This window comes from Terriglobus sp. 2YAB30_2 (assembly GCF_052114765.1).
In the GTDB taxonomy this organism is placed as follows: Bacteria; Acidobacteriota; Terriglobia; order Terriglobales; family Acidobacteriaceae; genus Terriglobus.
Genome location: NZ_JBFRFJ010000005.1, coordinates 139,673 through 165,893 on the forward strand (window position 1 = coordinate 139,673; position 26,221 = coordinate 165,893).

Below are 26,221 nucleotides of genomic sequence, written 5' to 3' on the forward strand. Positions count from 1 at the left end.
AAGAAATATCGCAGATGGGATGTGTCGGAGGGGTCGCTGAGTCATGAAGTCCACAATCGTGTTTGTACTGTCCCTGGTTATGTCGTCCTGTTTTGTCCACGGCCAAGGTCTCGAGGGATTTCCCGACCCCACGGTGCAGCAGACCTACACTATGCATCGCTCCTCGAGCCGTGAGGCTACCGGAGCGAATGCGGATTTCCGGACAATTACTCCTGGGGAAACTCTGACGATTCTTGATGTCGACGGCCCCGGCAGAATTTCACACATCTGGTTCACCTTGAATGCCGCGGAGAGCTATCACCTGAAGCGTGCTGTCTTGCGCATGTACTGGGACGGAGAGACCACACCGAGTGTAGAGACGCCAATTGGAGACTTTTTCGGTTTGGGTAATGGGCAATACTACTTCTGGTCGTCGCCGGTTTTGTCTGTCGGAACGGATCGCTCTCTCAATAGCTACTTTCCAATGCCGTATGCCAAACATGCTCGCGTCACCGTAACCAATGAAGGCAAGCAGTCGGTCAGCAATCTGTATTGGAATATTGACTATCGGCAGGAGCTAAAACCCCTACCTGCCGGTACATTGTATTTTCATGCGCAGTACCGGCAAGCACAGCCGAATCATGGCTGGGTCTCCGACTGGTACGACAACGGTGATCCACGCGTGAACTACCGTCGCAACCTCGAGGGCAAAGATAACTACGTATGGTTCGAAGCCAAGGGGCATGGGCAGTTCATCGGCGTAACGATGTCTGTGCTGCAAAATCAGGATGGCTGGTGGGGGGAAGGGAACGACCGGTTTGAAGTCGACGATGGCCCTACGATTGTCGGAACGGGATCAGAAGACTACTTCCTGGGAGCGTGGGATTTTGGTTCTCCTCAGAGCTTCCTGCTGCACGGCTCACCGGTCGTGGGTCCAGAGCTCGCCGGATCACGGTCTAGCGTCTATCGTTTCCATCTTGATTCGCCAATCCCTTTTGCCAAGTCGATGAAGGCGAGCATTGAACACGGCCACGCCAATGCTCGTTCCGACAACTTCTATTCCGTTGCGTATTGGTATCAAGCTGAGCCTCACGCGCCTTTTCCTACGCTGCCTGAGATGAGTGAACGAATCCCCGCATTACAGGCCGTGGGCGGCCCCGGCAATGCCAAGCAGCCCCGTCAGGAAGGTGACCCGCAGCCGAGGTGACTGTTATCTGATCTGTGACCGCGCCGTGTCTTAGCCGTTGGCTAAAGAGGCGGCTGGCTGCCATGACGTCGATAAATCGGGAAGTGATGATGGGCACGTACGACATAGTGGCCGATCATCCATCCGGCTATTGAGCCAAGGAGTACATCCGTGGGGAAGTGTTTTTCGGCAAGTACACGTGTGAGAGAGGTGGCCGTTGCTCCGGAATAGATCGCGACTTGCTTCCACGGTGACGGATATTCAGCGGCGATCACCGCGGCGGCGGACCATGCCGTAATGGAGTGGCCAGAGATGAAAGAGGAGTTCGTCCCCGAGGAGAGTTGGTAGAAGTTGCCGGCATAGTTATCAACATTATTAGGACGTTCGCGAAAAGACGCCAGTTTGACGATCTGCTGAAAAATCTGAGCATCCGCTTCCGCCTCGCCGGAGAGCAGGCCTGTTTCTCGAAGGTGGTCGTTATGAGTAGCGATTCCGATCCCGTACATCGCGGCCGATCCACCAACATAGCCATACTCCAAAACGTAGGAGACATTGTCAGCAGCGTTGTTGAATCCCGGATCGTGGCTGACGATATCGCGGGAAACGTGACTATCCTGCGTAAGAGAAACCCCGGTCGCAGCTGCAACCGGAAGGATCCATCTGAAATCCCCTGGGCGGATATAGATGGGAGAAGTAAAAATGCGATACGTATCGCCCACCACATTCAGCGGAATCTGCTTGAGCGTGACTGGTGGGTGAGGGATGTCTTCAAGCGGAATCTTGCCCTGACCATGCGGTTTGGCGGTGATGAGGGAAGAGGGTGCGTTCGGCAGGTTGGCTTGAGTCGCCGGATTTGTCTGCGGTTGGGGTGTCTCCTTTGTTTCGGGCTTGTTCTGGTCGGCTGGAGCGGTGCTCTTCTGTGGCGTGGAGGAATCGTTCTGTGCGACAACCGATGGGACGGCACAAATCAAAATACATATTAGGAAGGAGAGCGAGCGCCGGTTAGCAACCGTTCTCGCAACTGAGCCACTTTTTGCCGTTTGCAGAAGGATAAATACGACGATGAGGAAGGCTAAGAATTCGGCGCCGCCGGTAGGTCCGACGGAATCCCAACCATCGTAGCGCTCCGACAGCGGCATGAGAAATGTCACTATCACAAAGAAGATAGCAACGAGTTGGAGGGGCCGATTCATCGGTAACTCTTATCGATGACGTTAGATGCGTGTGGCCCGGCCAGATGGTTTCTTGATGACGCTTATTCTCCTATTCAGATGATCAACATAGTGGCTGGCCCGCTCGGCCCTGCGTGCAGGCTAGAGCCTGGGCGGGCGGAGAGAGGGGTCAGCCTGTAATAACCGGAATTCGAAGTGTCAGAAACTTTAACTGCAAAGGCAACTCCCCAATGAGTTCGCCGTCGATCTGGACTGGAAGTGATCCGCTTCCTTCAAGAGTGACCTCTTGGCACGCGCTGATCCGAATGTCGCGGCTTTGACCGTGAATGGCAAACAGCATTCTGGCTAATTGAAGGGCAAGTCTGAGTCTTCCCCTTTGCTGAAAACTGACAACATGGAATGCTGGTTGTTTGATGTCTGCATGTGGCGTCAACTTCAGACCACCCGCGAAACGCTGGATTCGTGTGACGATGACCCAGTGAGCGACCCACTCCTCTTGAGGAGTTCGGATTGAAATAGGGTTTTCTTTGTGCATCCATAGCGCGGCCAGGGCAGCCGCCACTATTCCGAATGTTCCGAAGTGGCGTGCTTGATATTTCTCGAAGATTTGGACGGCTGCAGCATCGAAGCCCACACCAACGACGAACGCGAATGGGTGCCCATTGCAGACACTGACTGGAACATTGAAGGTGTACCCATGCATCAGCACTTCGGCAAGGGCCACAGGCATGGTTGGTAGATCGATCTCTCGACTGAAGATGTTGGCTGTCCCAGAGGGAATCAAACCGAGCGGAGTGCCTGAGCCGACGATGCCGCGAAGCACATCATGCAATGTTCCGTCTCCACCTGCAGCGATGATTGCATCGAACTGCCCGCTTAGTGCTGCGTCTTTGGCGACACGCTCACCACGTTCATGTTGTGTCGTATCGACGATAGATATCTGGCAGCCAGCCCGCTGCAGTTCCCGAACGGTATTCCGAAACAACAAGCGGCCTCGGGTGCCGGCGTTCGGGTTGTGGATCACGCAGAATCGTTTACGCAAGCCGGAACCCACATCGATCTATCAGCACTAGATCATGGATTGAAGATGCTGGCATGAAGACAATTATGAGTGGAAATCGGCGGTAAAGAGAAGCATAGAACATACAAGACGATCGATGAGGAGAGATTGCCAGGCTTCGGAAGGCGAAGCTGCATCCGCATCTATCCGAAGAATGCTTTGGGGAGTATTGCAAGACCTGAAGGTCGTGGTGAGTCGTCTCAATAGACTCCGTCTGATGATGACTCTCAGGCGATCCAATCCGCGCGGATGAGAGAAACCTCCAAATAAGGTAAGCCTGCATCTGAATCTATATCTATGGGGTTGAGGCTATGCCGCTCATCTCTTTGTTTCGCTGTAGGATCGCCCTTTTTACGGTCCTTCTATTTACGGCTACACTCATCGGCCAGTCCGTTCAAATGACCAATGATCTCTCTGCTGGAATCTCGCCCCCTCCGCGACCTCCAGGCAAGGCCCAGGTTCAAGGGAGTGAACTTTCTGTCACTCTGATGATTCCAGACGGGGACTATCAGCTCTTCAGCGCCACTACACGATGTTACGCATGGACGGTAGGCCTTGAATACGAGCGTCCTATGGGTCACATGTTCAGAATGCGTGTCGACTATGCCGCCGAGGTGATTCCTGTTTTTATCCTAAGTCAGCCAGAAAGGTCTGATTTTTGGGGGAATGGTAAGAGCCCCAATCAGAAACCGGTCCCCGGCATCTCCATCCTGCCTATCGGATTTCGATTTCTGTTATTCGAGAAAAGCAGAATCAGGCCTTTCGCCGTAGGAAAACTAGGGGGCGTTGTTTTCAATCAAAAGGCATTCTCGCCTGCCGCAAGCAAGTACAACTTCAACATCCAGGCAGCCGCCGGCCTCTTATATGCGGTGAATAAGAGATATGACATCCGTTTGGAACCTTTCGAATTTTTCCATATCTCTAACGGTTATATGGCTGCTAGCAACCCCGGTATGGACGAGCTCGCAGTCCGAGTAGGAGTTACCTATCACTTTTCATCAACCGTGAAGGATTAACGGACATCCGTCTCATTGGGAATCGCTTCGCAGTTCAACGTAGCTGTCGCATCGCGGCAGTTCCTCGTGTGACTCGACCTGAGTCGTTCCGGCACATCTTCGTCGCTCGGTAGCCTTCTAAGTCAAGGCTGCGGAGATGATCTTCACTGAGGAACCGAGCGCAAGGAGATTGTTGCTATGGACGAAGACAAATGCTGATCTATGGGATTACGCGAGCCTTTACCAGACAGTCAAATTCTCTTCAACGGTTCCCAATAACCAGTACAACGACATGAACACCACGCTCAGTGACGGCTACAAGGGGCTCACGGGCGATGCGGCCAAAGATTCCCCAGGGCGATGACTTCCTTGCTCAGGTCGTGCCGGCCATCATGGCGTCAAAGGCTTACCAGGAGAATGGCGTCATCATCCTCTGGTGGGATGAGTCCGAGGAGGACGGTATGGCCGCGGACAAGCAGGATGATTTCAGCCATACCATCCCCGAGATCATCATCTCCAAGCGGGCGCGCCAGAATGAGCATGGCGCTCCCTACGCCAGCACCGTCAACCTGACGCACTCTTCCGACCTGAGGACCATGGAGGAAATATTCCACCTCACGCCGCTACTCCTTGACGCCGCGAACGGGCCCGATCTCTCTGATCTCTTCCAGGCCGGCGCTATTCCAGGAGACAAGGTCAATAACGGCAAGTAACTCCGCCGCCCGGTTCGTCTGTTCTAGGCTGATCCACAACAAGGCGCAGGAGCGCCAACCAGTGACTCCTGCGTCTTCGGCCTTTGGTCGTGGGAGTTGTACATCCTCGACCGTGGCATTGTGTACGAAGGCACGCCGCGCCCGAAGGACTAGACTAAATATATTTCGGTGGTGCCGTGCTCGAGAGAGGAGATTGCTCCTCATGAGGGCACTGAATATTGCATTGAACGACCTTGTATGAATTTGGAGACAGTTTCATTGCTTCTGACATTTGCATCAAAGTCTCAGGAATTTCCCTCGCGCATTGTTTGCCTCTCTGATGAAGCGAGCGAATTGTTGTATCTGCTCGGCGAGCAGGATCGTATCGCTGGCGTATCCGGATTTTCCAGGCGGCCTCCAGAAGTAAGGAGTAAGCCTCGCGTTTCGACGTTTAAGGATGCAAATTTTGAGGCCATCGAAAAGCTTGATCCCGACCTTGTCATCACGTATTCGGATGTACAGGCTGAGATCACAAAAGAGGCTATCCATCGCGGCCTACCCGTGCTCAATTTCAATCAGCGCAATGTGTCGGAAATCTTCGAATTCATCGAACTGATCGCTCGGCTGGTAAATCAGCAAGAAAAGGGAAGGCAACTCGTTGCTGCGTACCAATCAGAGTTGGAGAAAATTGCATACGCGGCTGCAGCCTTCAACTGGCGACCGCGCGTGTTTTTCGAAGAATGGAATGATCCGCTCATCAGCGGAATTGAATGGGTAGAGGAACTGATTGAGCTTGCGGGCGGGGAGCCGATCTTTCCAGAGTTTCGTAAGCAGCGGAAAGCAAAGGATCGGGTGGTTGAGCCTGAACAAATTGTTCAACGCAATCCAGATGTAATCATCGCATCCTGGTGTGGAATGAAGGTCGACATAAATGCCATCTGTTCTCGTCCGGGTTGGGACGCAATTGGGGCTGTCCGCAACGGCCGTGTATACGAGGTGCCTTCCTCACATATCCTGCAGCCGGGACCGGCGTCCTTAACCGATGGAATTCGAGAGTTACATCGAATTCTTAAGGACGTCACTTCGAGTGCTCCGCCACCGGGGTGTTCTTAATCCGGCAGAGCGCGAAGTCGCATTCGATCATGCTGGTAGGGTGACAAGTTTACGGCGACAGCTCTACATCTCTTCGATGACGTTAGCGATCCTTTCCAAGCCCCAATCGAGATCGCCGGGGCTGATCGTAAGCGGTGGTGCAATACGAATAACCTTTTCGTGCGTCTCCTTGCAGAGAACACCGTGATCACGAATCCGCTCGCAGAACGGCCTTGCCGGCACGTTGAGTTCTATGGCCAGCCACAGACCAAGGCCACGAACGTCAACCACGTGCTTGCTACGAATCTGCTTTAGATGTGCGAGAGCGTGGGCGCCTAATTCCGCTGATCGCGTGGGAAGATCTTCGTCGACAACAACACGGAGGGCCGCCCGGGCGACGGCGCAGGCCAGCGGATTACCGCCGAAGGTGCTGCCATGATCTCCGGGTTGAAACACCCCGAGGACTTCATGCGATGAGAGTACCGCCGACACAGGATAGAACCCTCCAGAAAGGGCCTTGCCAATGATGAGGACATCAGGCCTGATCTGGTCATGCATGTAAGCGAAGAGCTTACCTGTGCGTCCAAGGCCGGACTGGATTTCATCCAGGATCAGCAACACATTGTTCTCCCGGCAGATGCTCGCTACTTCACGAAGATAGCCGGCTGGAGGAAGGATAATTCCGGCTTCACCCTGGATAGGTTCGACGAGGAAAGCACAGGTGTCGGGTGTGATCGCGTTGCGTAACGCTTCGACGTCACCAAAGGGGACGTTCCGGAAGCCCGCGGAGAATGGGCCAAAGCCGTCGCGATACTGCGGCTCGGTAGAAAAGCCCACGATGGAAATCGTTCGTCCATGGAAGTTGTTGGCGCAGACGATGATTTCGGCGCGGTTCTTCGCTATTCCTTTGACCTTCTGGCCCCATTTGCGGGCCGCCTTGAGAGCCGTTTCAACTGCCTCGGCCCCGGAGTTCATGGGCAGCGCCATGTCGAACCCCGTAAGATCGTGCAGATCGCGGAGCAGCAAAGGGAGTTGCGTGTTGCGAAAGGCACGTGAAGTCAGGGCTACCTTGCCCGCCTGTTCCGTCATGGCACGAAGAATCGCAGGGTGGCAGTGACCCTGATTCACCGCGGAATAGGCGGCGAGAAAGTCCAGATAGCGCCGTCCTTCGACGTCGGTGACCCAGGCGCCTTGCGCGCTCTCAATGACAACATCGAGCGGATGATAGTTGTGGGCGCCATACTTCTCTTCGAGCGCGATTAGATCGTTAGCGGCGGAATACTGCGATGTCAGTTGCATGGTCTCACGGGGTGATTCAGCGGTTGTAGATGCAGTTCCGGGGTCAACTGCATAACCAGACATTTAGCAGCGCCCCCGGCTTTAAGGAACTCACTCAATTCAACCTGGATTACTTGGAATCCACGAACCTTAAGTTTACATTCGAGTTCAGAGCTGATGCGATTGAGCACGATGGTCTTGCCTATGTTGACTGCATTACATGCGAAGCTCATCGCGTCTTCTTCGCTGATAACGATGCGCTGGGCTGGCGGGTAATAGGCCTCGATCCTGGCAACCGAAGTCTTGTCAAACGCAGGTGGAAAGTAGAGCAGGGAGCCGTCTTTGAGAGGGGCAAAACAGGTGTCGAGGTGATAGAAGCGCGGATCCACGAGATGGAGGCCCGCAACCTCTATGGCCCATAGATCACGAAGAATTGCGTGACTGCTTTCGCGAGTGCGATATCCATAGCCCACCCAGAGGCGTAACCCATTGGAGGAGAACAGGGCATCGCCTTCACCCTCGAAGGGAATCTCGCGAGGCAAATCAGCGACCCGGTAACCAGCATCGGTGAACCACCGGCGGAAATGTGTCTCTTCGTTCTGGCGCTCTGGGTAATAGAAGCTGCTGATGACGACAATACCGGCGTGCGCAAGACCAGCGTTTGCGGTAAAGACCATGTCGGGAGAGCCGGCGACGGGTTCAACCAGAAGAACATGCGCCATGCCGGACAGAACACGGCACAACTTCTGCCACTGCTGCATGGCAAGCGACAGTGAAGCTTTACCCAGGTTTCCTCGCATCCACGGGTTGATGACGTAAGAAACGTCATAAAACCTGGGTGGGCACATCAGCAGCGCGGGAACAGGATTATTCTCGCCAGAAATAGTCTCTTCTTCGTTCTCCTTATCTGGCTCGGTAATCATTGCCGTACTCGCTCCTATGGTCTGGAGGATGGCAGGATGCATGCCAAATGGTCAACGAGAATGATTATTCAGTAGGTGCTGAATAAATATTCATCGCCATGGGCGATGGTTAGAGCATTTTTCCTGTGGGTATAACGCAGGGCCGTTCCGGGGTACCCAGCAACAGGGAAAATGCTTTTGGTCGAATTCTTGTCGCTCCTCGCCTCCGGGACCAGGCAGTTTGATGACATGCCCCAGGTGCGCTATACTCTCGGGCGAAACGGAGTCAAGCATATGTTGAGGCCTGACAATCCGACCAACGCCCTCGTGCTTATCGGAGTTCGGTGCAGAACGCGCCAGAACCTTTCTGAAACGGCCCGGGCTGTTCCAAGCACCTTACGGCCGAACCTCTTTTCAGGCGACTAGCGCATTTCAACCCAAAATCTCAGGGGAACTGAGCCTCAGTTTGTCTGAAGGCTGGAGCATTTTCCTGTAGGTGCAATGTAGGGATTCTGAATCAATGGGGCGTTTTCCGCAATGAAAACGCCGCCGCACGCCATTTTCGGGATACCCAGTAACAGGGAAAATGCTCTATCTCGTCGCGTTTTGACCGCGAGGTCAGCCTGGCTCGGAGGTGAAACCAGATTGCTCCGAGCCCGCTGGAGGATCGTATGAGCATTGAAATGCAAGCATCTGTACGCGTCGCCGACGCCAAATTGCACGCAAAGTTTGGTCCGAAGTTGATCACCAGCGTGCCAGGACCACGAGCGCAAAGAATAGTGGCCGATGACCACCGTCTCGTTTCGCCAAGCTACACGCGTAGTTATCCTCTTGTTGTAAAGAATGGGTGTGGCTGTCGGGTTGAGGATGTAGACGGCAACGAGTTTCTGGACTTTACGGCCGGTATCGCCGTCGACTCTACCGGCCATTGCCATCCGGAGGTCGTGAAGGCGATCCAGGACCAGGCCGCGCAGTTGATCCATATGTCTGGTACAGACTTCTACTACGACCTGATGCCGCAGCTCGCATCGCGCCTGTCTGCCATTGCGCCGATGCCTGGGCCGCATCGTTTTTACTTCGGGAATTCAGGCGCAGAGGCGGTAGAGTGCGCGTTGAAGCTGGCGCGTTACCATACCGGCCGGCAAAACATCATCAGCTTCTTCGGCAGCTTCCATGGCCGCACAATGGGGGCGCTCTCGCTCACTGCTTCCAAGGTCCAGCAGAAGCGCCGTTTTGCCCCGCTTGTTCCTGGTGTCACGCACGTGCCATATCCCTATACGTATCGCGGCGCCGGCGGAGGGCCGCAGGAAGAAGAGGCGTACGGCCTGGCATGTGCGCGCTTTCTTGAAGAGAAGCTGTTCAAGACGACGTTGCCGCCCGAGGAGGTTGCCGCCATCTTTGTCGAACCCATTCAAGGAGAAGGTGGATACGTCGTGCCGCCGAATATCTTTCTGCAGGAACTTCGGCGCATCTGCGATCGTCACGGAATCCTTCTTGTTGCTGATGAGGTCCAGTCGGGCGTTGGAAGAACAGGAAAGTGGTGGGCCATTGAACACTCAGGTGTTGAGCCTGACATGGTCTGCATCGCGAAGGGAATTGCATCCGGAATGCCGTTGGGTATCTGCATGGCGAAGGCGGAGCTTATGGACTGGGTTCCAGGCTCGCACGCAAGTACGTACGGCGGAAACCCCATCTGCCTCGCGGCCGCGATGGCGACTCTGAACATTATTGAGCGCGAAGGCATGAATAATGCTGCGACGGTGGGATCTGCCGCTCTTGCAAGGCTCGGCACCTGGGTGGAAAAGTATGAGATCGTTGGAGACGTTCGTGGACGTGGTTTGATGATCGGAGTCGAGATAGTCGAGGACAAGCAATTGCGCAAACAGGCAGGAGCACTGCGCGACCGCATCGTCGATCTCGCTTTCGAAAGAGGGCTGTTGCTGCTTGGCTGCGGCGAGAATACGGTCCGGCTGTGCCCACCGCTGATCGTTACACAAGAAGAAACAGATGTTGCTCTCGACATTTTGGAAGAGGGCATCATGCTCGCCACCCGATAACAGAATCCCCGAAAAGGAGAAGGAAGATGCTAACCAAGGTAGGTGTACTGCAGGGAACGCTCGAAAGTATCGTCGGTGCGGAGCGCTCACATCGCCTGTTTGAAGTGCTCAAAGTTTCCGGAGCTCTCATGGAAGAGGCCGGTGCGAACATTTCACGTGCAGGCATCGCACAAGTGCTGAACATGATGCTGTTCGAAGACCTGTTGAACCGCGTGCCGGATGCAAAACTCTACGCTGACGATTGTCTTCGCGATGGCAGGAAGATCATGCATGATCATGGCGCGGTCCGCACCGTCGCACTCGGTGGCATGGGTGCACTGCCGGCAGGCGAAGAGGCAATCACACGCATTCTGCGCCCGCTCGGCTATGCACTGAACGGCGTTTATCCGCTGGAGCGTCTGAAGATGACGGGGCGTTCCTATGCCCAGGTGGAGTACCCAGAGGAGCTCGCGCAGTTCTTCGTCAGTGAACTACACCCAGACCGCTTTTCCGCGGAATTCCAGGCTGCCGTTGGACGTGTCACTTCGACCTCTCGCGATCCGCTCACAGCCGAGGCGAAGGCCATGCTCGTTGAATTGGAAGCGCAGCGTGCTCTGCCTGTCGAGAAAGCGGTTGCACTGCTGCCCGTGCTTGCAAAGGTCTTCAGTCGCCAGCATGACGATCCAGCCCTGGCAGACTATGAGATTTTGCTGGCTGAATCGGCAGAGATGGCGTGGATTGCCACGGAAGGAAACGCCTTCAACCACGCTACGGACCGAGTCATCGATGTCGATCGGCTGGCCGAAGAGCAGAAGGCGCTTGGTCGCGCCATGAAGGCAACGGTTGAGACCTCGCAATCAGGCAGGGTTCGCCAGACTGCGTTCCTTGCGGCTCGCGTGCGACGTAACTTCCGCATCGAAGGTGGCAGTCTGATTGAAAAGGAAGTGCCGGGATCGTTCTACGAATTCATCACGCGGCTTCCGCTTCCGGCAGAAGATGGAAAGACCAAGCTTGATCTCAGCTTTGACAGTTCCAATGCTCAGGCAATCTTTAAAGTGACCGCCAACCAGAAGTAAGCGGGTGCTATGACGAACGATAAGAGTTCACTTGAGCAAGAGGTGCATCAATTGCTCTCAAACCTTGGGGTGCCGGCCGCTGCCTATACGCACGGCGAACTGGTCGTGCGGACACCCATCACCGGCCAGGTGATTGCACGCGTCGCGATGACTGACGCGACAGCGGTCAATAATGCGCTGGCAGCAGCACGGAATGCGTTCGTTGCATGGCGCAGTGTCCCCGCTCCCAAACGCGGAGATCTGGTTCGGCTGCTTGGCGAAGAGCTGCGGTCGGAGATCTCCGCACTTGGCCGGCTGGTGACGATCGAGACGGGCAAGATCCTATCAGAAGGTCTCGGAGAGGTGCAGGAGATGATCGATATCTGCGCCTTTGCCGCCGGACTATCGCGGCAACTCACCGGTCTCACCATCACGTCTGAGCGCGCAAATCATCGCATGATGGAAACGTGGCATCCGCTCGGTGTTGTCGGCGTAATCTCCGCGTTCAACTTTCCGGTCGCGGTGTGGTCCTGGAACGCAGCACTCGCGCTGGTCTGTGGCAACGCCGTGGTATGGAAGCCCTCGGAGAAGACGCCACTCACAGCACTCGCGACGCAGGCGTTATTTGAGCGGGCGGCAGCCAAATTTGGCGGCGTGCCCACCGGACTCTCAACATTGCTTGTAGGCGACGGAAGCCTGGGGCAGATGCTTGTCGATAGCCCGAGCGTGTCGCTGGTCTCCGCGACTGGCTCGACTGCGATGGGGCGTGCCGTTGCACCGCGGCTCGCAGGGCGCTTCGCGCGAGCCATCCTCGAGCTGGGCGGAAATAACGCCGCGATTGTCTGCCCAAGCGCCGATCTGGATCTGGCTCTGCGGGCCATTGCATTCTCGGCGATGGGTACAGCGGGACAGCGCTGCACGACGCTTCGACGATTGATCGTGCATGACACGGTCTATGACAACCTTGTCGCGTCGCTCAAGAAGGTTTATCGCTCTGTCGTCATCGGCGATCCGCGCGAAACAGGCACGCTGGTCGGCCCGCTGATCGATGCACGTGCCTTTGAAGCAATGCAGCATGCTGTCGAAGAAGCACGAATCACTGGAGCAACAGTCACCGGAGGAGAACGTGTCGTGCCAGACGTTAGTTCAGACGAGGCGTTCTATGTCCGTCCCGCGCTCGTCGAAATTGGCAGCCAGGCAGAGATCGTGAGGCGCGAGACCTTCGCGCCCATTTTGTATGTTCTGAAGTACCGCGATTTCGAAGAGGCTCTCCAGCTGCATAACGATGTGCCGCAGGGGCTCTCGTCCTCCATATTTACGCTCAACATGCGCGAAGCCGAGAGCTTTCTCTCCGCAAGCGGATCGGACTGCGGCATTGCGAATGTCAACATCGGCACCTCCGGCGCTGAAATTGGCGGAGCCTTCGGTGGCGAAAAAGACACCGGCGGAGGCCGCGAGTCAGGCTCAGACGCATGGAAGCAATACATGCGCCGTGCTACCAATACCATCAACTACGGAACGGATCTTCCTCTTGCACAGGGCGTGAGCTTCGAGATCGCTTAATCTGCCCCGGACTATTGCACTAGTGCGACCTCACTGACGTGGTAAATCGTGCTGGAGTTGATGTTCATGGTGATGGATCCATTGCCGCCCAGTTGCAGGGCGCCAACGATGATCTCTCGTTGAAACTGGGTGCCGCTTCCTGACCCACCCTGTAGGTTGAGCTGCTGGACTTGAGCTGCATTAGCCAGCATGATAGCGCGGGTATTGGTTAGGTAGATGGTCCCAACCAGCTTCATGGCTCCGCCACCGCCCAGAGAATGAGTCGTTGCGGCAGCGGTACGATCCTGGAAAAACAGGATGCCTTTATAGACAGAATTCGATGGTGAGCCGATCAGGTGACGGTGCCATTGGATCCAATGCTGAACTGGCCACGATTCGAAACCATTGATAAAACTGAAAAGATGCGTATGAAGCGCCTTCGTCAAGGCATATTTGATCATGGTCAAAAAACACCGGCTGTAGGTGCCCGCGATTGCGCATCGGTACATGAGGCATTGCGAATCGCTTTATATCGCCGCGAGCAGAATTGCTGCCGGGCCGCTTATCCGCCAACCTGTGTCGGTGATGGGAAACGCCACTGAAAACCCCCCGTACTTCAGCCGCTCACTATTCCAGATCATCTTCCAATGTGTCTCCGCAGGCGGCGCGAGCAATGGTTCGGGAACATGTTCGAGCTTGAGCGTCTGCCCTAGATTGACGAGAAGGAGATGGTCAGGTTGCTGCGTGTCTTCAGAGGAAAAGTAGCGCAGCAGAAAGCAGCTGTCGGACAGTACTGCTCCATCGATCATGCCGCGACCTTTCTGTGCGATCGCCAGCTCGTGGCTTCTTAGTTGCAGCAGGTCGCGGAAGAACTCGCGGTACTGCGCTGCTTCTTCTGTCGCTCGGTCGTCAGGCCCAAGCTTGCACCTCTGGAATGTGTCTGGGTTACCTGGATCGGGAAGAAGGTGTGCAAGATCCTCGGTATCGCGAACGGAGTCGAACTGCTTCAGAAAAGTGAGCCGTCCGTTTCGAACTTTCTCGTGTATCTCCGGCTTTTGATCAGAAAAGTAGAGAAAGGGGCGCTCCGAGCCGTACTCCTGCCCCATAAAAAACATGGGAGTGCCTGGTGTAAGCAACCAATAGGCCGCCATCGCACGATACATTCCGGGGCTGCTCTGGGCTTTAGGGCGGGTTCCACGGAGTGTATTGGCGACCTGATCGTGGTTTTCCAGAAATGTGATCCATTGCCACGGTTCAACGCGCAGGCAATCTGTCCCGCGCGGCGCTTTTTGCCATCCATAGTATTGCCCCTGGAAGAGAGGGCCATACTTCGCAGCGGAGATAAACTCCTGAGGGTTTCCTGCGTGGTCGCTGTAATAAGCCTCTCGTCTTCCGGTAAGGCGAACCGTCATGGAATGATGGAGATCATCATTCCACATGCCATCGAATCCATGGCCACCTTCGGCAATCGACTTAAGTTGATGGGACCATTGACGCTCGCATTCGCTTACCAGAATGATCTTCCGATTGCCGGCCGCCTCGCGCGCACGCCGGCTCATGGAGGCGAGAATATGCTCCTCATGATGTCCGGAATCAGCGATCGCCTGTGTTGCATCAAAGCGCAAGCCATCGAGCCTGTATTCGTGAATCCACGCGGCGACGTTCTGCAGGAAGTATTCGCGCACGGGTGCGTTATCGAAGTTCGGAGCACTTCCCCATTCGCTCGCCCGCCTGGAGAAATACTCGGGGCAATATTCTCCGAAGCAGTTTCCATCGGGGCCGAAGTGGTTGTAAACGACATCGAGAAGAACAGCCAAGCCCTCAGCATGAGCCGCATCGACCATATGGCGAAAGTCATCCGGGCGGCCATAGCGATGATAGGGCGCGAAGAAGGCGACACCGTCATAGCCCCAGCCGAATTCTCCACAGAACTCATGGATCGGCATAATCTCCAAAACGGTCACGCCAAGCTCGCGAAGGCGTTTGAATTCCTGCTCGGCAGCCCGGTAGGTGCCTTCCTTCGTAAATGTACCGAGATGGAGCTCGTACAACACCTGGCCGGCGAGTTGGAGATTCGGGAGGAGCCATTCGCCGGTAGTCCAGGTATAGGATGAAGGATCGATTACTTCGCTCCAGCCATGAGGTCCTTCAGGTTGAAATCGCGACGCCGGATCTGGGAAAGGTCCGCAGCCGTCCAGAACATAGCGGTAGAAGCATCCCTGTTTCAGGCCTGAAATATGTAGGGAGAAATATCCATCCTCTTGAGCCTGCGCCGGATAACGTCTCCCGTCATTCAGCAATAGCTCGACCCGCTTGGTATGGGGAGCCCAAAGATGAAATTGAACGCCGGTAGGACTAACTGTTGCGCCCAGAGGAGGCTTCGTAGATCGACCGATTGAATCGCGCATTGCTCTACTTGCGATGCAGCCAATAGAGAAAGTGCTGCCCTAGAGCATAATCCCGGACTATATCTTCGCAATCATCATGCGCACGGATACAGTCAGCATTGAGCGCCTGCGCCAGGATGAGGCAAATCTCTGCGAGTTCCTCTGCAGGCATCAATCGACTTGTGGCCGCGGAATGAAGCCATCTGTGCCGAGAATCCTGCACTTTCCCGTAGAGAAAGCTTCCGACAAGAGAAGCGAGCAGGCATCATAGATTCCCGCGCAAGCATCACAGATTGCAATGGGCGGGAACCCTTCCGATTCATGTTCAGCAAGGTCCGGAAGAGGAAGGACGACAAGCTGAAAGAGATTTCGTTTGGGCGGTGACTCTCGCGCCAAGATGCTCACACAGGGCTGCTGCACATTCGTAGAGTGCTCGGATGAGAATAGGCTTTACCCGGCAACTTTGATCAACAAGAGAATCGGGGGCGCAGGACGCGCCCCCGCTCTCTACACGATGTCTTTGGCGGAGGAGAGTGCGCTGTAGCTATCGATCTGGCCCAGGGTGAAGGCGTGCATGTCCGCCTGCGAGTCCCAGCTTCTATACCAGTGCACCAGGTACTCCAGCGCGGCATCGAGCCGTAGCGAAGGAGCCCAGTCAAGATCGGCGCGGGCGCGGCTCGCATCCAGCTTCAGGTAGTGGGCCTCGTGCGGAGATGACGCGTCGTCAATAACCCACGAGGCGCCGTCTCCCCAGAACGCCGACATATGCTCCGCAATCCACGCCACGGGGCGGGCATCATCTTCGATGGGACCGAAGTTGTAGGCGGTGGCGTATCTGGGATCATGTGTGAGCAGCTGTTCGGCGAGCCGGATGTATCCGCGAAGCGGTTCGAGTACATGCTGCCATGGACGGATTGCATGCGGCCGTCTGATCAGTACCGGCTTTCGCGACAGAAATCCGCGGACAAGGTCGGGGAGAAGGCGGTCGTTTGACCAGTCGCCACCGCCAATCACGTTTCCGGCTCGCGCCGTTGCAACTGCCACCTGATGAGCTTTTCCAAGCTGCGCAACAGGGAAGTACGACTGCCGGTATGCCGCGCTTACGATCTCGGCACAAGCCTTGCTGCTGGAATAGGGGTCGTATCCTCCAAGCGGATCTGTCTCGCGATATGGCCATATCCACTCTTTATTCTCATAGCACTTGTCGGTCGTGACGGAGACGACGGCACGAACGCTCGGAGTCCGCCGAACGCTGTCAAGGACCTTCGCCGTGCCGATGACGTTGGTCTCGTAGGTGCCGATTGGGTCTTCATACGAATGAAGAACTAACGGCTGCGCCGCGAGATGAAAGACCACCTCCGGAGCGAACTCCTGCATGGTGGCTTCCAGCTTTGCCGCGTCGCGAATATCCCCACGGATGTCTTCGATCACCGAGCCTACACGAGCAGCCGTGAAGAGATTCGGCTCGGTGCAGGGATCGAGTGCATAGCCGCGAACCGTGGCGCCAAGCTTAGCGAGCCACAGCGCCAGCCATCCGCCCTTGAAGCCCGTGTGCCCTGTGAGAAAGACCTTGCGGCCTTGCCAGGAGAATCTCTGTGTCTGAGCGTGTTCGGCTGCTGTCACCAGACCCTCCACGGAGCATTGCCTGAGTTCCAGAGCTCTTCCAGGTACTGCTTGTCGCGGAGCGTATCCATGGGCTGCCAGAAGCCGTGATGAGAGAAGGCATGAACTTCTTGGCGTGCGACCAATGCCTCAATCGGCTCACGCTCGAACATCTGCCGGTCATCGGTGATATCGTCCAGTACTTTTGGTGAAAGGACGAAGAATCCACCGTTGACCCGGCCGCCTTCTTCAGCCGGCTTTTCGTGAAACGAGTGAATTAGTGTTCCGGTAAGTCCCAGACCTCCAAATCGAGCGACGGGCTGGACACTGGTCAGCGTTGCACTCTTTCCGTGGGAGCGATGAAAATTAACAAGCGCTGTGATATCCACATCGGAGACGCCATCGCCATACGTCATGCAGAAGGCTTCTTCGTCTTTGACGTACCGGGCAACCCGCTTTAGCCGTCCGCCTGTCCCGGTCGAGTCCCCGGTGTCCACGAGCGTTACCCGCCATGGTTCGGCCACCGAATCATGCACCGTCATCTTGTTTTCCTTCATATCGAAGGTGACGTCGGAGGTGTGCAGGAAGTAGTTGGCAAAATACTCCTTGATTACGTAGCCCTTGTAGCCGCAGCAGATGATGAAATCTTTAATGCCATGCGCCGAGTAGATTTTGAGGATGTGCCAGAGAATGGGAAGGCCGCCAATTTCGACCATCGGTTTAGGGCGGACGGAAGTTTCTTCGCTGATACGGGTGCCAAGACCACCGGCAAGAATGACAGCTTTCATTTCAATCCTTTAGAAGCCAAAATGTGACCATGATACGGGTAAGTTGTCGTGATCAGAAGCGATGAAAGCGCTCATCGCCATCTTGGAGATCGAATCGTCTTTCGACTCACAAAATTGCTGTGTATTCTAATTCTACAGATGACTGACAAAGCAGCAGCGATCCGCCAACAAATCCTCGAGTTGACTGCGCAGTTTCACGCAGAGGCTTTCCCTGCCAAAAATTTTACGCCAGGCACATCGGCCGTACCCGTCTCCGGCAAAGTGATCGGACCGGAGGATATCTGCTCCGTCGTCGACTCCGCGTTGGACGGATGGTTTACGACAGGGCGCTTTGCGAAGGACTTCGAGCGGAAGCTTGCGCGCTTTGTCGGCGTTCGCTCTGCTTCGCTGGTTAACTCAGGGTCGTCCGCCAATCTTGTTGCGCTCACCGCGTTGACATCCCCTAAGCTGGGGGATCGGCAGTTGAAGCCCGGCGATGAAGTGATCACTGTGGCCGCAGGATTTCCCACAACGGTGAACCCGATCCTGCAGAACCGGCTCGTGCCGGTCTTCCTGGACGTCACTCTGCCTACCTATGAGATCGACGTTACGCGTCTCGAAGAGGCGTACAGTCCGAAGACCAAGGCCGTAATGATCGCACATACGCTGGGCAACGTCTTCGATCTGGACGCGGTCACGGCGTTTTGCAAGAAATACAATCTCTGGCTCGTCGAGGACTGCTGCGACGCGCTTGGTTCGACCTACAAGGGCCGGAAAGTCGGCACCTTTGGAGATATCTCCACCGTCAGCTTTTATCCTGCTCACCACATCACCATGGGAGAGGGTGGAGCCGTGATGACGGACAAGCCCGCACTGCAGGTCCTGATCGATTCATTCCGCGACTGGGGCCGTGACTGCTGGTGCGAGCCTGGCGTCGACAACACCTGCGGGAAGCGGTTTGATTGGCAGCTCGGCACCCTGCCCTGCGGATACGATCACAAGTACACCTATTCGCATGTGGGCTACAACCTGAAGGCGACCGACATGCAGGCTGCGCTCGGCGTCTCGCAGATCGAAAAGCTGCCCCAGTTCATCGAAAAGCGGAAAGAGAACTTCGCTTATTTGAGAAATGCGTTGAAGCCGCTCGAAGAGTTTCTTCTGCTCCCGGTGGCGGGCGAGAATTCGGATCCCAGCTGGTTCGGTTTCCCCATCGGCGTGAAGACCGATGCGCCATTTACGCGCGACCAACTGACCCGCGCGCTTGAAGCACAGAAGATCGGCACGCGCCTTCTGTTCGCGGGAAACCTGCTTCGCCAGCCGGCATATGAAGGTTACGAATACCGCGTGATTGGCGACCTCGCCAATACCGACTACGTGATGAACCAGGTCTTCTGGATCGGTGTCTATCCCGGGCTGACCACAGAGATGCTGGACTTCATCGCTAAGACGATGACTGAGTTTGCCGTCTCGGTCGATGAAGGGCTGAAGGTCCTCTAGACTAGAGCGTTTTCCCTGGTGCTGGGTATCCCGGAAGAGGCGTGCAGCGGTGTCTTCATTGCGGAAAACGCCCATAGATGCGGAAACTTTACTCTACACCTACAGGGAAATGCTCTAACCCAGGCGCGATTGCATCTACTTTGGTTTGAAACCGTTCCATCCGGCCATCCGCCGGATGGACTCAATCCAGACCAACGGTCGGTCGCAGGTTCAGTAGGCGCTGCGCCTTTTGCACGGACGGAACGTACTCCAGGGGGATGTTGCCTTCAGGCGCCCGCTTGGCAACCGTCACATCGATGCTGGGGTTGAGCGTCGCCGTGACGCGATGAGCCAGATCGACAATGCTGATCGCCTCCTCTGAGCCCAGGTTGAAGATCTCCCCGAGGGCGCGCAAGATGTCCTCTAGAGCGGATTCAGGAAGCGGCTTTAGCGTTATCGGCTCTTCTAGGTCCCTTCCATTTCGATCGTCTGGACGTGCGGCTCCATGGAATTCATACTGGCTGTTTTGTATTCTATCGATCGAGTTTGAGGGACAGCCGTAGGTACCTGGGGCTCGATGTCGAAGTTAATCCGATCGAGTTCAACGGCATAAGGCCGCTTCTGCACCTGGGTGTAAATCGCACCCACATACTCTCCCATGACCCCCATGAAGACCAGTTGAATGGACGCGATGAAGAACACCCCGATGAGGGTTGGCGCCAGGCCCAGACTGAAGGTATTCCAGAAGAGGACTTTGGCTATGGTGTAAGCGATTGCGACAAACAGCGAAAGAGCCGCGCCACCGAAACCAATGAATGTGGCCAGCCGCAGCGGAACCCTGGAGTGGTTGATGATCCCCAGCATTCCAATGTCATAAAGCGTGTACCAGTTATTCTTCGTGATGCCGAACTTGCGCCTGGGCTGATCGTAATAGATCTTCTTGTGTGGAAGGCCGATCTCCGCAAGCATTCCGCGCAGGTACGGATACGGGTCGCCAAACGATCTGACATACTCAATCACCTTGCGATCGTAGAGACCAAAGCCTGTGAAGTTTTGAAAGGTCTCGATGTTCGAAAGCCGCTCTGCAATCCTGTAATACTGCTTGCGAAGGAAGAAGACCAGCGAGTGCTCCTCGCTTGTCTTCTTGATTCCGATCACCATATAAGAACCGGCTTCCCACTCTTCGACGAAGGGGACGATCATGCTGGTGGGATCTTGCAGGTCCGCGACGATCTGCACGACGGCGTCACCCGATGCCTGCAGCAGCGCGTGCATTGGAGACCGTATGTGCCCGAAGTTGCGGGCATTGATGATGACCTTCACATTGGGGTCAGACGCCGCCAGGCGCTTAAGAATCGGCACCGTGTTATCAAGTGAGCTGTTGTCGATGAAGATGTGCTCGTAACGATAGCGCCCGATTCCAGCCATCACGTTGCGAACCTGCCGATAAAGCTCCTCGACGTTATCCTGTTCGTTGTAGCAAGGCGTTACGATGCTGATCGTCTTCAAGGGCACCTCGATATGGAATGCAGCTTCTAAGCAGTATGGCGTTCTGTAGCTACCGCGGGATTCGATTGGTTTGAAAGGCCAGGTTTATCTGAATTGCGCCGTGAAAAGGAGAAGTTTTTGTGCGCCAGGTATGTATAAATCGTTGTGCCTCCCATAACCAGAGCGCCTGCAAGGTAAGGTGCGATGCCGCGGAGCAGAGCGATTGATTGCAGCAGCTTGGTGAGGACCGGAAGGATGAAGAGACCGGGAATCGTCGCGCTGCCATAGACGGCAAAGCAGCGAAGCCACTCTTTGAGATAGTTTCCCTTGGTGCGAAAGACGAAGGTCTTATAGGTAAGAAAAGACATTGTCACCCCAATAGGGGTCGCGGTGATGGACGCAAGATCGACCGTGAAAGGAAGATAGCGCGCAGGGAGTAAGTGACTGTACAGCGCGACGAAGCCGGCATAACAGCCGTATCCAAACAACGCGTTTCCCATTCCCACGACGAGATATCGCAGGACCTCCCGCGCCGGAAACAATCGCATGATCTTTCCCGCAATTCCTGGCTGAGGAACCGTGGAAGCCTCTGGGGAAAGGCTGGGACCGTTGCTGATCATAGTCTCTATTCTCTCAAAAATCGGCGATATTGCCACATAAAGGAAGCAATGCCGTGGAGCATTTCCCAGTTGCGGGTATCCCTGACGAGGAGCGCAGTGACGTTTTCATTGCGGAAAACGCCACCCGATGCGGAAGCCCTCCACTACACAGGAAAATGTTCTAGCGTTGCAAACGAGCATCAGTCAACGCCGCATGCCCGGATTTCAATAGATAGATTCTGTACCCGCGTGGGTTGATGGGATCGAACATACGGGTTACATCCAAAGAGTAGTTGGAGTTGAGAAACTCAACAAACTGTGGCCATTGCGCGATCTTTTCGAACGATTCCGGCTGGGCGAGTCCAGATGTTGTCAGAACGATGACCCCAGGAGGATTGCGCTGAGCACCCTCCAGAAACATATTGCGGTAGTAAGCAGAGGGCTGGCTCCCGGGCGGACCGAAGAGCATAAAATCACCCAGGAATCCTGTGTGATGGACCAGGCCAAGACGGTACAGCGCGCCAAGACAGCCGGATACCATGTCAAGGCACTGCACCTGGTTCTGTAGTTTCGGCCCACCCAGGCGATTCAGATCCTGCATAAGTGCGTCTGTCAGTTCAACGTTTGGCTTTGCCTGATAGATTGAAATGCAATACCCGGGAATCAGCAGGAGAAGGCCGGCGGCGCCTGTAAATCCCAGGCTGCGCATCCATCCTTGCATCTTCATGGCGCGGAAGAACTCCAGCCCCATCCACAAAAGCAGGAAGGCCGAAAGTGGATAACGATGGTAGGCGAAGCCCTTCCGCTGAGCGACGAAGGAAACCACTCCGAAGCATATTGCCACCGCGAGAGCCTGTCGCTCCCAGTTCTTCCAGTCCTTGTTCCTGAGGGTAAGAATCAGTGTGATCAGCAGTAGCGGAATAAACGCCGTACGCGGAGGAAGAAGGCTGATAAGCCTGCCGATTCCAAGATTTCCTACCCCCGCGTAGTAGGGCAGAAGGCGCTTCGTGATGCTCAGGAAATCACCCGTGGCATGATATCTGAGCAGGAACCCCACGATGATGCATGACGCGGCGGCGAAACCCAGAAGCGCAAATCCCATATAAGGAATGACTGCTTCTTTGCGTCTCCGCAGCGGAGGGATTGACATCAGCAGAAGAACGATGCCCAGGGGGGCAACCGTAGGCTTTAGCGAGACGGCCAACCAGACCAGAAAGCCGAACGGAAGCATCAGCAGGGGGCGCCTTGCCCGCAGAGCTGAGAAGGCAAAGGCAATTCCGGCCACGATCAGGACTGTCATGACCTCTTCCCGTTGGGCGGCATTTCCCGCCCCCTCGGCTCCATGGATGAGAGTGAACATCGCTCCGCCAAATAGCCCTGCCAGCCAGTCATACGGCCAGGCGATCACGATCATGGATGCGGTCGTAACGGCGAGCAGAAAGAAGTCATACATCCGCCAGCCGAGATCGCCAGGTCCAAAGATCCGCAACGCCCAGCCTTCCAGGAAGTAGGAACCAGGCATGTTCATGTCAACGATGTCGCGGTACGGAGCCTTGCCGTGATCTATGAAAAAGCTGACGTAATGCATGGCAGAAGTGTCCCACTGCCAGCTCCAGTGGATCGAGCGATACACAAAAAACAAGGTAGCGAGGCAAAGTATCGCAATGGTCACGGGCCGAAAAATTCCTGCAAGACGAGCCGTCGGCGCTCTCTCCATGGGCAAAACCCCTATCTCAAAAATTTATTGTTCGGGATGAGCGTGCACCCGATTTGAATGACAGGTGTGTCGCCAGTGTAGCGCACCCTGACTGCTAGCTCTCTTGCCGCCGATGATAGTGCGATTATGCCATGCCCATCTTGCAGCGCAGTAAAAAGCGAAGTGCTGTAAGGGGGGCGCTGATGGTGTTCCGGAAGTTTGGCTTACCTGGCTATACGGATTCCGTCCAGGTAAACACGTGTCCCCGCCCCACGAGGTCCCGCATGTTTTCCCAGAACTGTGATCTTCACCTGATGTTCTCCGGCAGTAGCGAAGCTCTTGCTATAGATACCCACCCCGAAGATGTCATCCGCTGAATACGTGTCGATGCCGGCCACATCTTGACCGTCGATGTTGACTTCAGCTTCGCCGCATTCTCCGCAAAGGCGCGTGAACCAGGTGAACCCCGTTCCCTCGAACTTGAACTCCACGGCTGCACCTTTCTCCGAGGACGAGGTCAGAGTGCCGGCGTACGCCGGTTGCAGTTTGACTTCGTGTTTCCAGTCTCCGGTGTAGGACAGTCCCGTCGGCGAAACATCGTCAAGCACGATACCGCGAGTCGCCGCGACGGAACCGGCCGCCTCCGCGAACGGGGAGGCCAACCCTCCGCCATTGACAGCTCTCACTGCATACTGGGCGCCCAGGTCGGCGCCTGCGGAGTGATCGAAAAAGTAAGTTCCCTTGGCGACCTTATCGATCACGGCTCCGTCGCGTGCCACTTCGTAATAGGAAATCCATTGTTCATCGTGAGCCGGACCCCACCTTATCTCGACGCCGGGATAGCCCATATTACTGGCACTCGCCTTACGCACATCGGCGGGCGATGTCGGTTTTGCGCGATAAAGCCTGCTGTCCGGATGGAAAGGGACATTCAGGTAGATCAGTTCGCCGGCAGCCTGGTGATTGAGGGTGATGCCTGACTTCATCAGGTCGGCGCCCGTCCTGGACTCGCCTTGGTCCGATTCCTGATAAGAGACCAGATATTTGTTTGCGGGGTTAAGCCCTTTTGGCCATACAACCACAGGTCCGGCAGCAACGTGCTTGAGAATGATGATGCCGCGGTTCCCATCGCGGCTCAACCGCTCGAAATACATGGTTGGATCGTCGCCCCGCACAGCGGGGCGATAGACGTGGACCCAGCGACCCACCAGGCCCACGTGTTCAAGGTAGTGGTAAATGTCGATTAGATTCCGCACTCCCTCCAGCTTCGACGGACTCCATGTATCTCCCGACATGTCAAAGTTGATGGTCAGCAGTCCACGCCACAAGGCCTTGTCATATTGCTCTGGTTTCCAGTTATCCGCAATATCGCTCGATTTATCTGGAGGCAAAATCAGCGAAGCCCAGTAGTTACGAAGAATGCCGACCGCACCGTCGCTGAACGAGATGCTCGAAGCATAGCGGGCATAGTCATATCCTGCATTATTGCCTCCGTCATTCACACCCTGAAATGCGTAGCCGGGATGCCGATCGAGGAAGGTTTTGAGAATTATGCGGAACCCCTGATCCTGTCCCAGCAGAGAAGTGTCATCTGTGCCGCGTGTCGCGGTGGGGGTGCTGTCATTGCGCCATTCGAAGGGACCAAACCGATTTGCAAATTCGTCCAACTGGCCCTCAAGGAAGCGAACGACTGCCGGGTTCGACATGTCCAGCGTGTTGCTCAAAAGCCAGTCCGGATGCTCCTGTGCCACTTTGGAGCGCTTGTCCACCGTATAGATGAAGGCATAAACAAGTTGCCCCATGTCATGCTTCCGCAAATATTCGCCCATCGTTCGGAAGTCGGGGCCACCCCAGTCGCCCGCGCGGTCCCACCAGCCCCAATCACGGTGATAGACATCTGCACCGACCTCGCTCATCAGGTCCGATAAGCGAAAAACTTTGCGGAATGCGGATGCGGCGTCACCATTGCCGCCAACCCAGGTATTCCCCGGATCCTTCCAAGGCGTCCCATTCGACCACCAGCCCGCCATGCGGATGGCAGGGAACCAGCCAGCCCGCGTGTAGTCCCACAGATACTGATACTGCCAGTCCAGAACTTCGTTGCCGGCGTTGTCCAGATCGTTACGGAAGATACCGGTAAATGCTTTCGGCGTCGTCACCGAAGCACCCGGCGCCAGCGACTGATGGTAGCCCGCGACTTTCAACTGCATCGATATCGATTGATCTGCATTGGGCCTGAAGCTGGAAGCCCATCGGCCGAAGTAGTCGAAGCCAACCACGATTCCTTCTTGCTGCGCGCGATCGAATAACGCGAACCAGGGGGCATAGGTAGCGCTGCCCATTTTGAATCCGAATCTGGAATTCGTCGCGCCAGGGAAGGGATCGTACGAGTCGAAGTTTCGGTCGCGGCCCGCACTCGGCGATTCAGTTTTCAGCATCCACGATCCCGGCCGGTTCTCACCACCCGTCATCCAATCCAGGTCGATGGTGCCCAGGTCGCCGAGCTGCGTGCCAATGTCTAAAAAGTGGGGATCGGAAATGTCAACAGCGGCCGGCCCTGTATTTTTGTAAGTTGCCCATTCACGAATGATGGAGCTTCCGGGGTAGACCACGTAAGACTTCGTTACCTCAAGCGTCCCATGCGTCAGCATCAAATCCAGTTCCCAGGATCCGTCAGCGTTTGGCTGCTTGTGCGCGGAATGCAGCGACCATTCGCCGTCCGTGCTGGCCACCTCCTGGCCGTTCCACGTCACACGGAACTCAGCGGGTCTTAAGCCCCTCTGTAGTTCACGGCTGTTGCTCCCATCCATCCAGCTCTCGGAATACAGCTTACCCTCGGCGAAGGCGATCGTTCTGCGCACCTTCGCTGTGCAAAGGCACCAGGATTGCCGGCTATGGGGCGCTGATGGTGTCTGCCCCAGCATGGATGTCGCGAGCAGGAACAGTGCTAAGAAGATAGGCTTCATGGCGATCGTAGCTCCAGTTCGTTCGACCTACAGCTGGAATCAATGGCGAATTCCGGATCGCGATACGAGACCACGTGGTTTGACGCTATCGCAGGTAGACAAACATTCGCCAGCAACCAAGCCAACAACGAACCGTCGCAACACCTTCATGCTGCCTCCTAAGGGCGATCGGCGTTCTCAATTTGGCGAGCCAGCTAGAACCATTTTGCAATTCTTACAACTTCTGAAAGAAGCGTGATTTTTGATGCAGG

Annotated in this window: 22 protein-coding genes; 9 read left to right on the forward strand and 13 right to left on the reverse strand. The window is 55.6% G+C overall.

All coding sequences use genetic code 11. The annotated features are described in order from the left end of the window. Positions 1 to 43 precede the first annotated feature (43 nt). Positions 44 to 1,186, forward strand: a complete 1,143-nt coding sequence (locus AB4Y89_RS09905) for a glycoside hydrolase family 172 protein (RefSeq protein WP_442300763.1) — start codon at positions 44 to 46, stop codon at positions 1,184 to 1,186. Between the two features lie 41 nt (positions 1,187 to 1,227). On the opposite strand, the gene AB4Y89_RS09910 is transcribed toward AB4Y89_RS09905, so the two are convergent. Further along, positions 1,228 to 2,358, reverse strand: a complete 1,131-nt coding sequence (locus tag AB4Y89_RS09910; protein WP_442300764.1) for a phosphatase PAP2 family protein — start codon at positions 2,356 to 2,358, stop codon at positions 1,228 to 1,230. Positions 2,359 to 2,506: 148 nt separating this feature from the next. Then, entirely contained in the window at positions 2,507 to 3,379 is an 873-nt protein-coding gene (locus tag AB4Y89_RS09915) for a diacylglycerol/lipid kinase family protein (protein ID WP_442300765.1), read from the reverse strand. Between the two features lie 590 nt (positions 3,380 to 3,969). Here AB4Y89_RS09915 and AB4Y89_RS09920 point away from each other — a divergent pair. From AB4Y89_RS09920 to AB4Y89_RS09930, 3 genes are all read left to right on the forward strand, one after another. Further along, positions 3,970 to 4,413 carry an acyloxyacyl hydrolase gene (locus tag AB4Y89_RS09920; protein WP_442300766.1) on the forward strand — a complete coding sequence of 148 codons (444 nt, stop codon included), beginning with the start codon at positions 3,970 to 3,972 and terminating at the stop codon, positions 4,411 to 4,413. 314 nt (positions 4,414 to 4,727) lie between these two features. After that, positions 4,728 to 5,105: a hypothetical protein gene (locus AB4Y89_RS09925; RefSeq protein ID WP_442300767.1), complete on the forward strand. Its 378-nt coding sequence runs from the start codon at positions 4,728 to 4,730 to the stop codon at positions 5,103 to 5,105. Positions 5,106 to 5,363: 258 nt separating this feature from the next. Then, entirely contained in the window at positions 5,364 to 6,197 is an 834-nt protein-coding gene (locus tag AB4Y89_RS09930; protein WP_442300768.1) for a cobalamin-binding protein, read from the forward strand. 63 nt (positions 6,198 to 6,260) lie between these two features. On the opposite strand, the gene rocD is transcribed toward AB4Y89_RS09930, so the two are convergent. Both rocD and AB4Y89_RS09940 read right to left on the reverse strand, forming a co-directional pair. Next, on the reverse strand, positions 6,261 to 7,475 hold the full coding sequence (rocD, locus tag AB4Y89_RS09935; protein ID WP_442300769.1) for an ornithine--oxo-acid transaminase: 1,215 nt from the start codon (positions 7,473 to 7,475) through the stop codon (positions 6,261 to 6,263). Then, positions 7,466 to 8,377 (reverse strand): dimethylarginine dimethylaminohydrolase family protein, encoded by a 912-nt coding sequence (locus AB4Y89_RS09940; RefSeq protein WP_442300770.1) that lies wholly within the window; start codon positions 8,375 to 8,377, stop codon positions 7,466 to 7,468. The genes rocD and AB4Y89_RS09940 overlap by 10 nt, the downstream gene beginning before the upstream one ends. Before the next feature lie 650 nt (positions 8,378 to 9,027). Between AB4Y89_RS09940 and AB4Y89_RS09945 the strand changes: the two genes are divergently transcribed. From AB4Y89_RS09945 to amaB, 3 genes are read left to right on the forward strand one after another with little or no spacing between them, the layout of a single operon-like run. Beyond that, on the forward strand, positions 9,028 to 10,413 hold the full coding sequence (locus AB4Y89_RS09945) for an acetyl ornithine aminotransferase family protein (RefSeq protein ID WP_442300771.1): 1,386 nt from the start codon (positions 9,028 to 9,030) through the stop codon (positions 10,411 to 10,413). A 26-nt stretch (positions 10,414 to 10,439) separates the two neighbouring features. Next, positions 10,440 to 11,468 carry a DUF1338 domain-containing protein gene (locus AB4Y89_RS09950; protein WP_442300772.1) on the forward strand — a complete coding sequence of 343 codons (1,029 nt, stop codon included), beginning with the start codon at positions 10,440 to 10,442 and terminating at the stop codon, positions 11,466 to 11,468. Between the two features lie 9 nt (positions 11,469 to 11,477). Further along, on the forward strand, positions 11,478 to 13,010 hold the full coding sequence (gene amaB / locus AB4Y89_RS09955) for an L-piperidine-6-carboxylate dehydrogenase (protein ID WP_442300773.1): 1,533 nt from the start codon (positions 11,478 to 11,480) through the stop codon (positions 13,008 to 13,010). 11 nt (positions 13,011 to 13,021) lie between these two features. Here amaB and AB4Y89_RS09960 read toward each other — a convergent pair whose 3' ends face one another. The 4 genes from AB4Y89_RS09960 to rfbF form a co-directional block, all read right to left on the reverse strand. After that, positions 13,022 to 13,450, reverse strand: coding sequence for a hypothetical protein (locus AB4Y89_RS09960; protein WP_442300774.1), 429 nt, complete (start codon positions 13,448 to 13,450; stop codon positions 13,022 to 13,024). A 66-nt stretch (positions 13,451 to 13,516) separates the two neighbouring features. Further along, the gene (gene treZ, locus AB4Y89_RS09965) at positions 13,517 to 15,397 is read right to left on the reverse strand and encodes a malto-oligosyltrehalose trehalohydrolase (RefSeq protein ID WP_442300775.1); all 1,881 of its coding nucleotides are present in this window, start codon (positions 15,395 to 15,397) and stop codon (positions 13,517 to 13,519) included. Between the two features lie 486 nt (positions 15,398 to 15,883). Then, a complete protein-coding gene (rfbG, locus tag AB4Y89_RS09970) occupies positions 15,884 to 16,999 on the reverse strand; it encodes a CDP-glucose 4,6-dehydratase (RefSeq protein WP_442300776.1) in 1,116 nt (371 codons plus the stop codon). Next, positions 16,996 to 17,766 (reverse strand): glucose-1-phosphate cytidylyltransferase, encoded by a 771-nt coding sequence (rfbF, locus tag AB4Y89_RS09975; protein ID WP_442300777.1) that lies wholly within the window; start codon positions 17,764 to 17,766, stop codon positions 16,996 to 16,998. Before rfbF ends, rfbG begins: the two co-directional genes overlap by 4 nt. Before the next feature lie 138 nt (positions 17,767 to 17,904). Here rfbF and rfbH point away from each other — a divergent pair, with 138 nt between their 5' ends. Next, positions 17,905 to 19,242 (forward strand): lipopolysaccharide biosynthesis protein RfbH, encoded by a 1,338-nt coding sequence (gene rfbH, locus AB4Y89_RS09980; protein WP_442300778.1) that lies wholly within the window; start codon positions 17,905 to 17,907, stop codon positions 19,240 to 19,242. A gap of 181 nt (positions 19,243 to 19,423) precedes the next feature. Here the strand turns inward: rfbH and AB4Y89_RS09985 are convergent, their stop codons facing one another. From AB4Y89_RS09985 to AB4Y89_RS10005, 5 genes are all read right to left on the reverse strand, one after another. Further along, positions 19,424 to 19,636: a hypothetical protein gene (locus AB4Y89_RS09985; RefSeq protein WP_442300779.1), complete on the reverse strand. Its 213-nt coding sequence runs from the start codon at positions 19,634 to 19,636 to the stop codon at positions 19,424 to 19,426. 50 nt (positions 19,637 to 19,686) lie between these two features. Next, a complete protein-coding gene (locus AB4Y89_RS09990; RefSeq protein ID WP_442300780.1) occupies positions 19,687 to 20,736 on the reverse strand; it encodes a glycosyltransferase family 2 protein in 1,050 nt (349 codons plus the stop codon). Positions 20,737 to 20,756: 20 nt separating this feature from the next. Then, on the reverse strand, positions 20,757 to 21,257 hold the full coding sequence (locus tag AB4Y89_RS09995) for a GtrA family protein (RefSeq protein WP_442300781.1): 501 nt from the start codon (positions 21,255 to 21,257) through the stop codon (positions 20,757 to 20,759). A gap of 232 nt (positions 21,258 to 21,489) precedes the next feature. Further along, complete coding sequence (locus AB4Y89_RS10000) at positions 21,490 to 22,980, reverse strand: hypothetical protein (protein ID WP_442300782.1); 1,491 nt, start codon at positions 22,978 to 22,980, stop codon at positions 21,490 to 21,492. Positions 22,981 to 23,228: 248 nt separating this feature from the next. Continuing rightward, the gene (locus tag AB4Y89_RS10005; RefSeq protein WP_442300783.1) at positions 23,229 to 25,970 is read right to left on the reverse strand and encodes a hypothetical protein; all 2,742 of its coding nucleotides are present in this window, start codon (positions 25,968 to 25,970) and stop codon (positions 23,229 to 23,231) included. On the opposite strand from AB4Y89_RS10005, the gene AB4Y89_RS10010 reads away from it, so the two are divergent. Then, the gene (locus tag AB4Y89_RS10010) at positions 25,969 to 26,208 is read left to right on the forward strand and encodes a hypothetical protein (RefSeq protein ID WP_442300784.1); all 240 of its coding nucleotides are present in this window, start codon (positions 25,969 to 25,971) and stop codon (positions 26,206 to 26,208) included. The genes AB4Y89_RS10005 and AB4Y89_RS10010 overlap by 2 nt on opposite strands. Positions 26,209 to 26,221 lie beyond the last annotated feature (13 nt).

Excerpts from the sequence above, each read along its gene's own strand:
- AB4Y89_RS09905 (WP_442300763.1), top strand. The coding sequence starts at position 44 with ATGAAGTCCACAATCGTGTTTGTACTGTCCCTGGTTATGTCGTCCTGT.
- AB4Y89_RS09910 (WP_442300764.1), bottom strand. The coding sequence starts at position 2,358 with ATGAATCGGCCCCTCCAACTCGTTGCTATCTTCTTTGTGATAGTGACA.
- AB4Y89_RS09920 (WP_442300766.1), top strand. The coding sequence starts at position 3,970 with ATGGGTCACATGTTCAGAATGCGTGTCGACTATGCCGCCGAGGTGATT.
- AB4Y89_RS09925 (WP_442300767.1), top strand. The coding sequence starts at position 4,728 with ATGCGGCCAAAGATTCCCCAGGGCGATGACTTCCTTGCTCAGGTCGTG.
- rocD (WP_442300769.1), bottom strand. The coding sequence starts at position 7,475 with ATGCAACTGACATCGCAGTATTCCGCCGCTAACGATCTAATCGCGCTC.
- AB4Y89_RS09940 (WP_442300770.1), bottom strand. The coding sequence starts at position 8,377 with ATGATTACCGAGCCAGATAAGGAGAACGAAGAAGAGACTATTTCTGGC.
- AB4Y89_RS09945 (WP_442300771.1), top strand. The coding sequence starts at position 9,028 with ATGAGCATTGAAATGCAAGCATCTGTACGCGTCGCCGACGCCAAATTG.
- AB4Y89_RS09950 (WP_442300772.1), top strand. The coding sequence starts at position 10,440 with ATGCTAACCAAGGTAGGTGTACTGCAGGGAACGCTCGAAAGTATCGTC.
- amaB (WP_442300773.1), top strand. The coding sequence starts at position 11,478 with ATGACGAACGATAAGAGTTCACTTGAGCAAGAGGTGCATCAATTGCTC.
- AB4Y89_RS09960 (WP_442300774.1), bottom strand. The coding sequence starts at position 13,450 with ATGATCAAATATGCCTTGACGAAGGCGCTTCATACGCATCTTTTCAGT.
- treZ (WP_442300775.1), bottom strand. The coding sequence starts at position 15,397 with ATGCGCGATTCAATCGGTCGATCTACGAAGCCTCCTCTGGGCGCAACA.
- rfbF (WP_442300777.1), bottom strand. The coding sequence starts at position 17,766 with ATGAAAGCTGTCATTCTTGCCGGTGGTCTTGGCACCCGTATCAGCGAA.
- rfbH (WP_442300778.1), top strand. The coding sequence starts at position 17,905 with ATGACTGACAAAGCAGCAGCGATCCGCCAACAAATCCTCGAGTTGACT.
- AB4Y89_RS09995 (WP_442300781.1), bottom strand. The coding sequence starts at position 21,257 with ATGCGATTGTTTCCGGCGCGGGAGGTCCTGCGATATCTCGTCGTGGGA.
- AB4Y89_RS10010 (WP_442300784.1), top strand. The coding sequence starts at position 25,969 with ATGGCGATCGTAGCTCCAGTTCGTTCGACCTACAGCTGGAATCAATGG.
- AB4Y89_RS10005 (WP_442300783.1), bottom strand. The coding sequence starts at position 25,970 with ATGAAGCCTATCTTCTTAGCACTGTTCCTGCTCGCGACATCCATGCTG.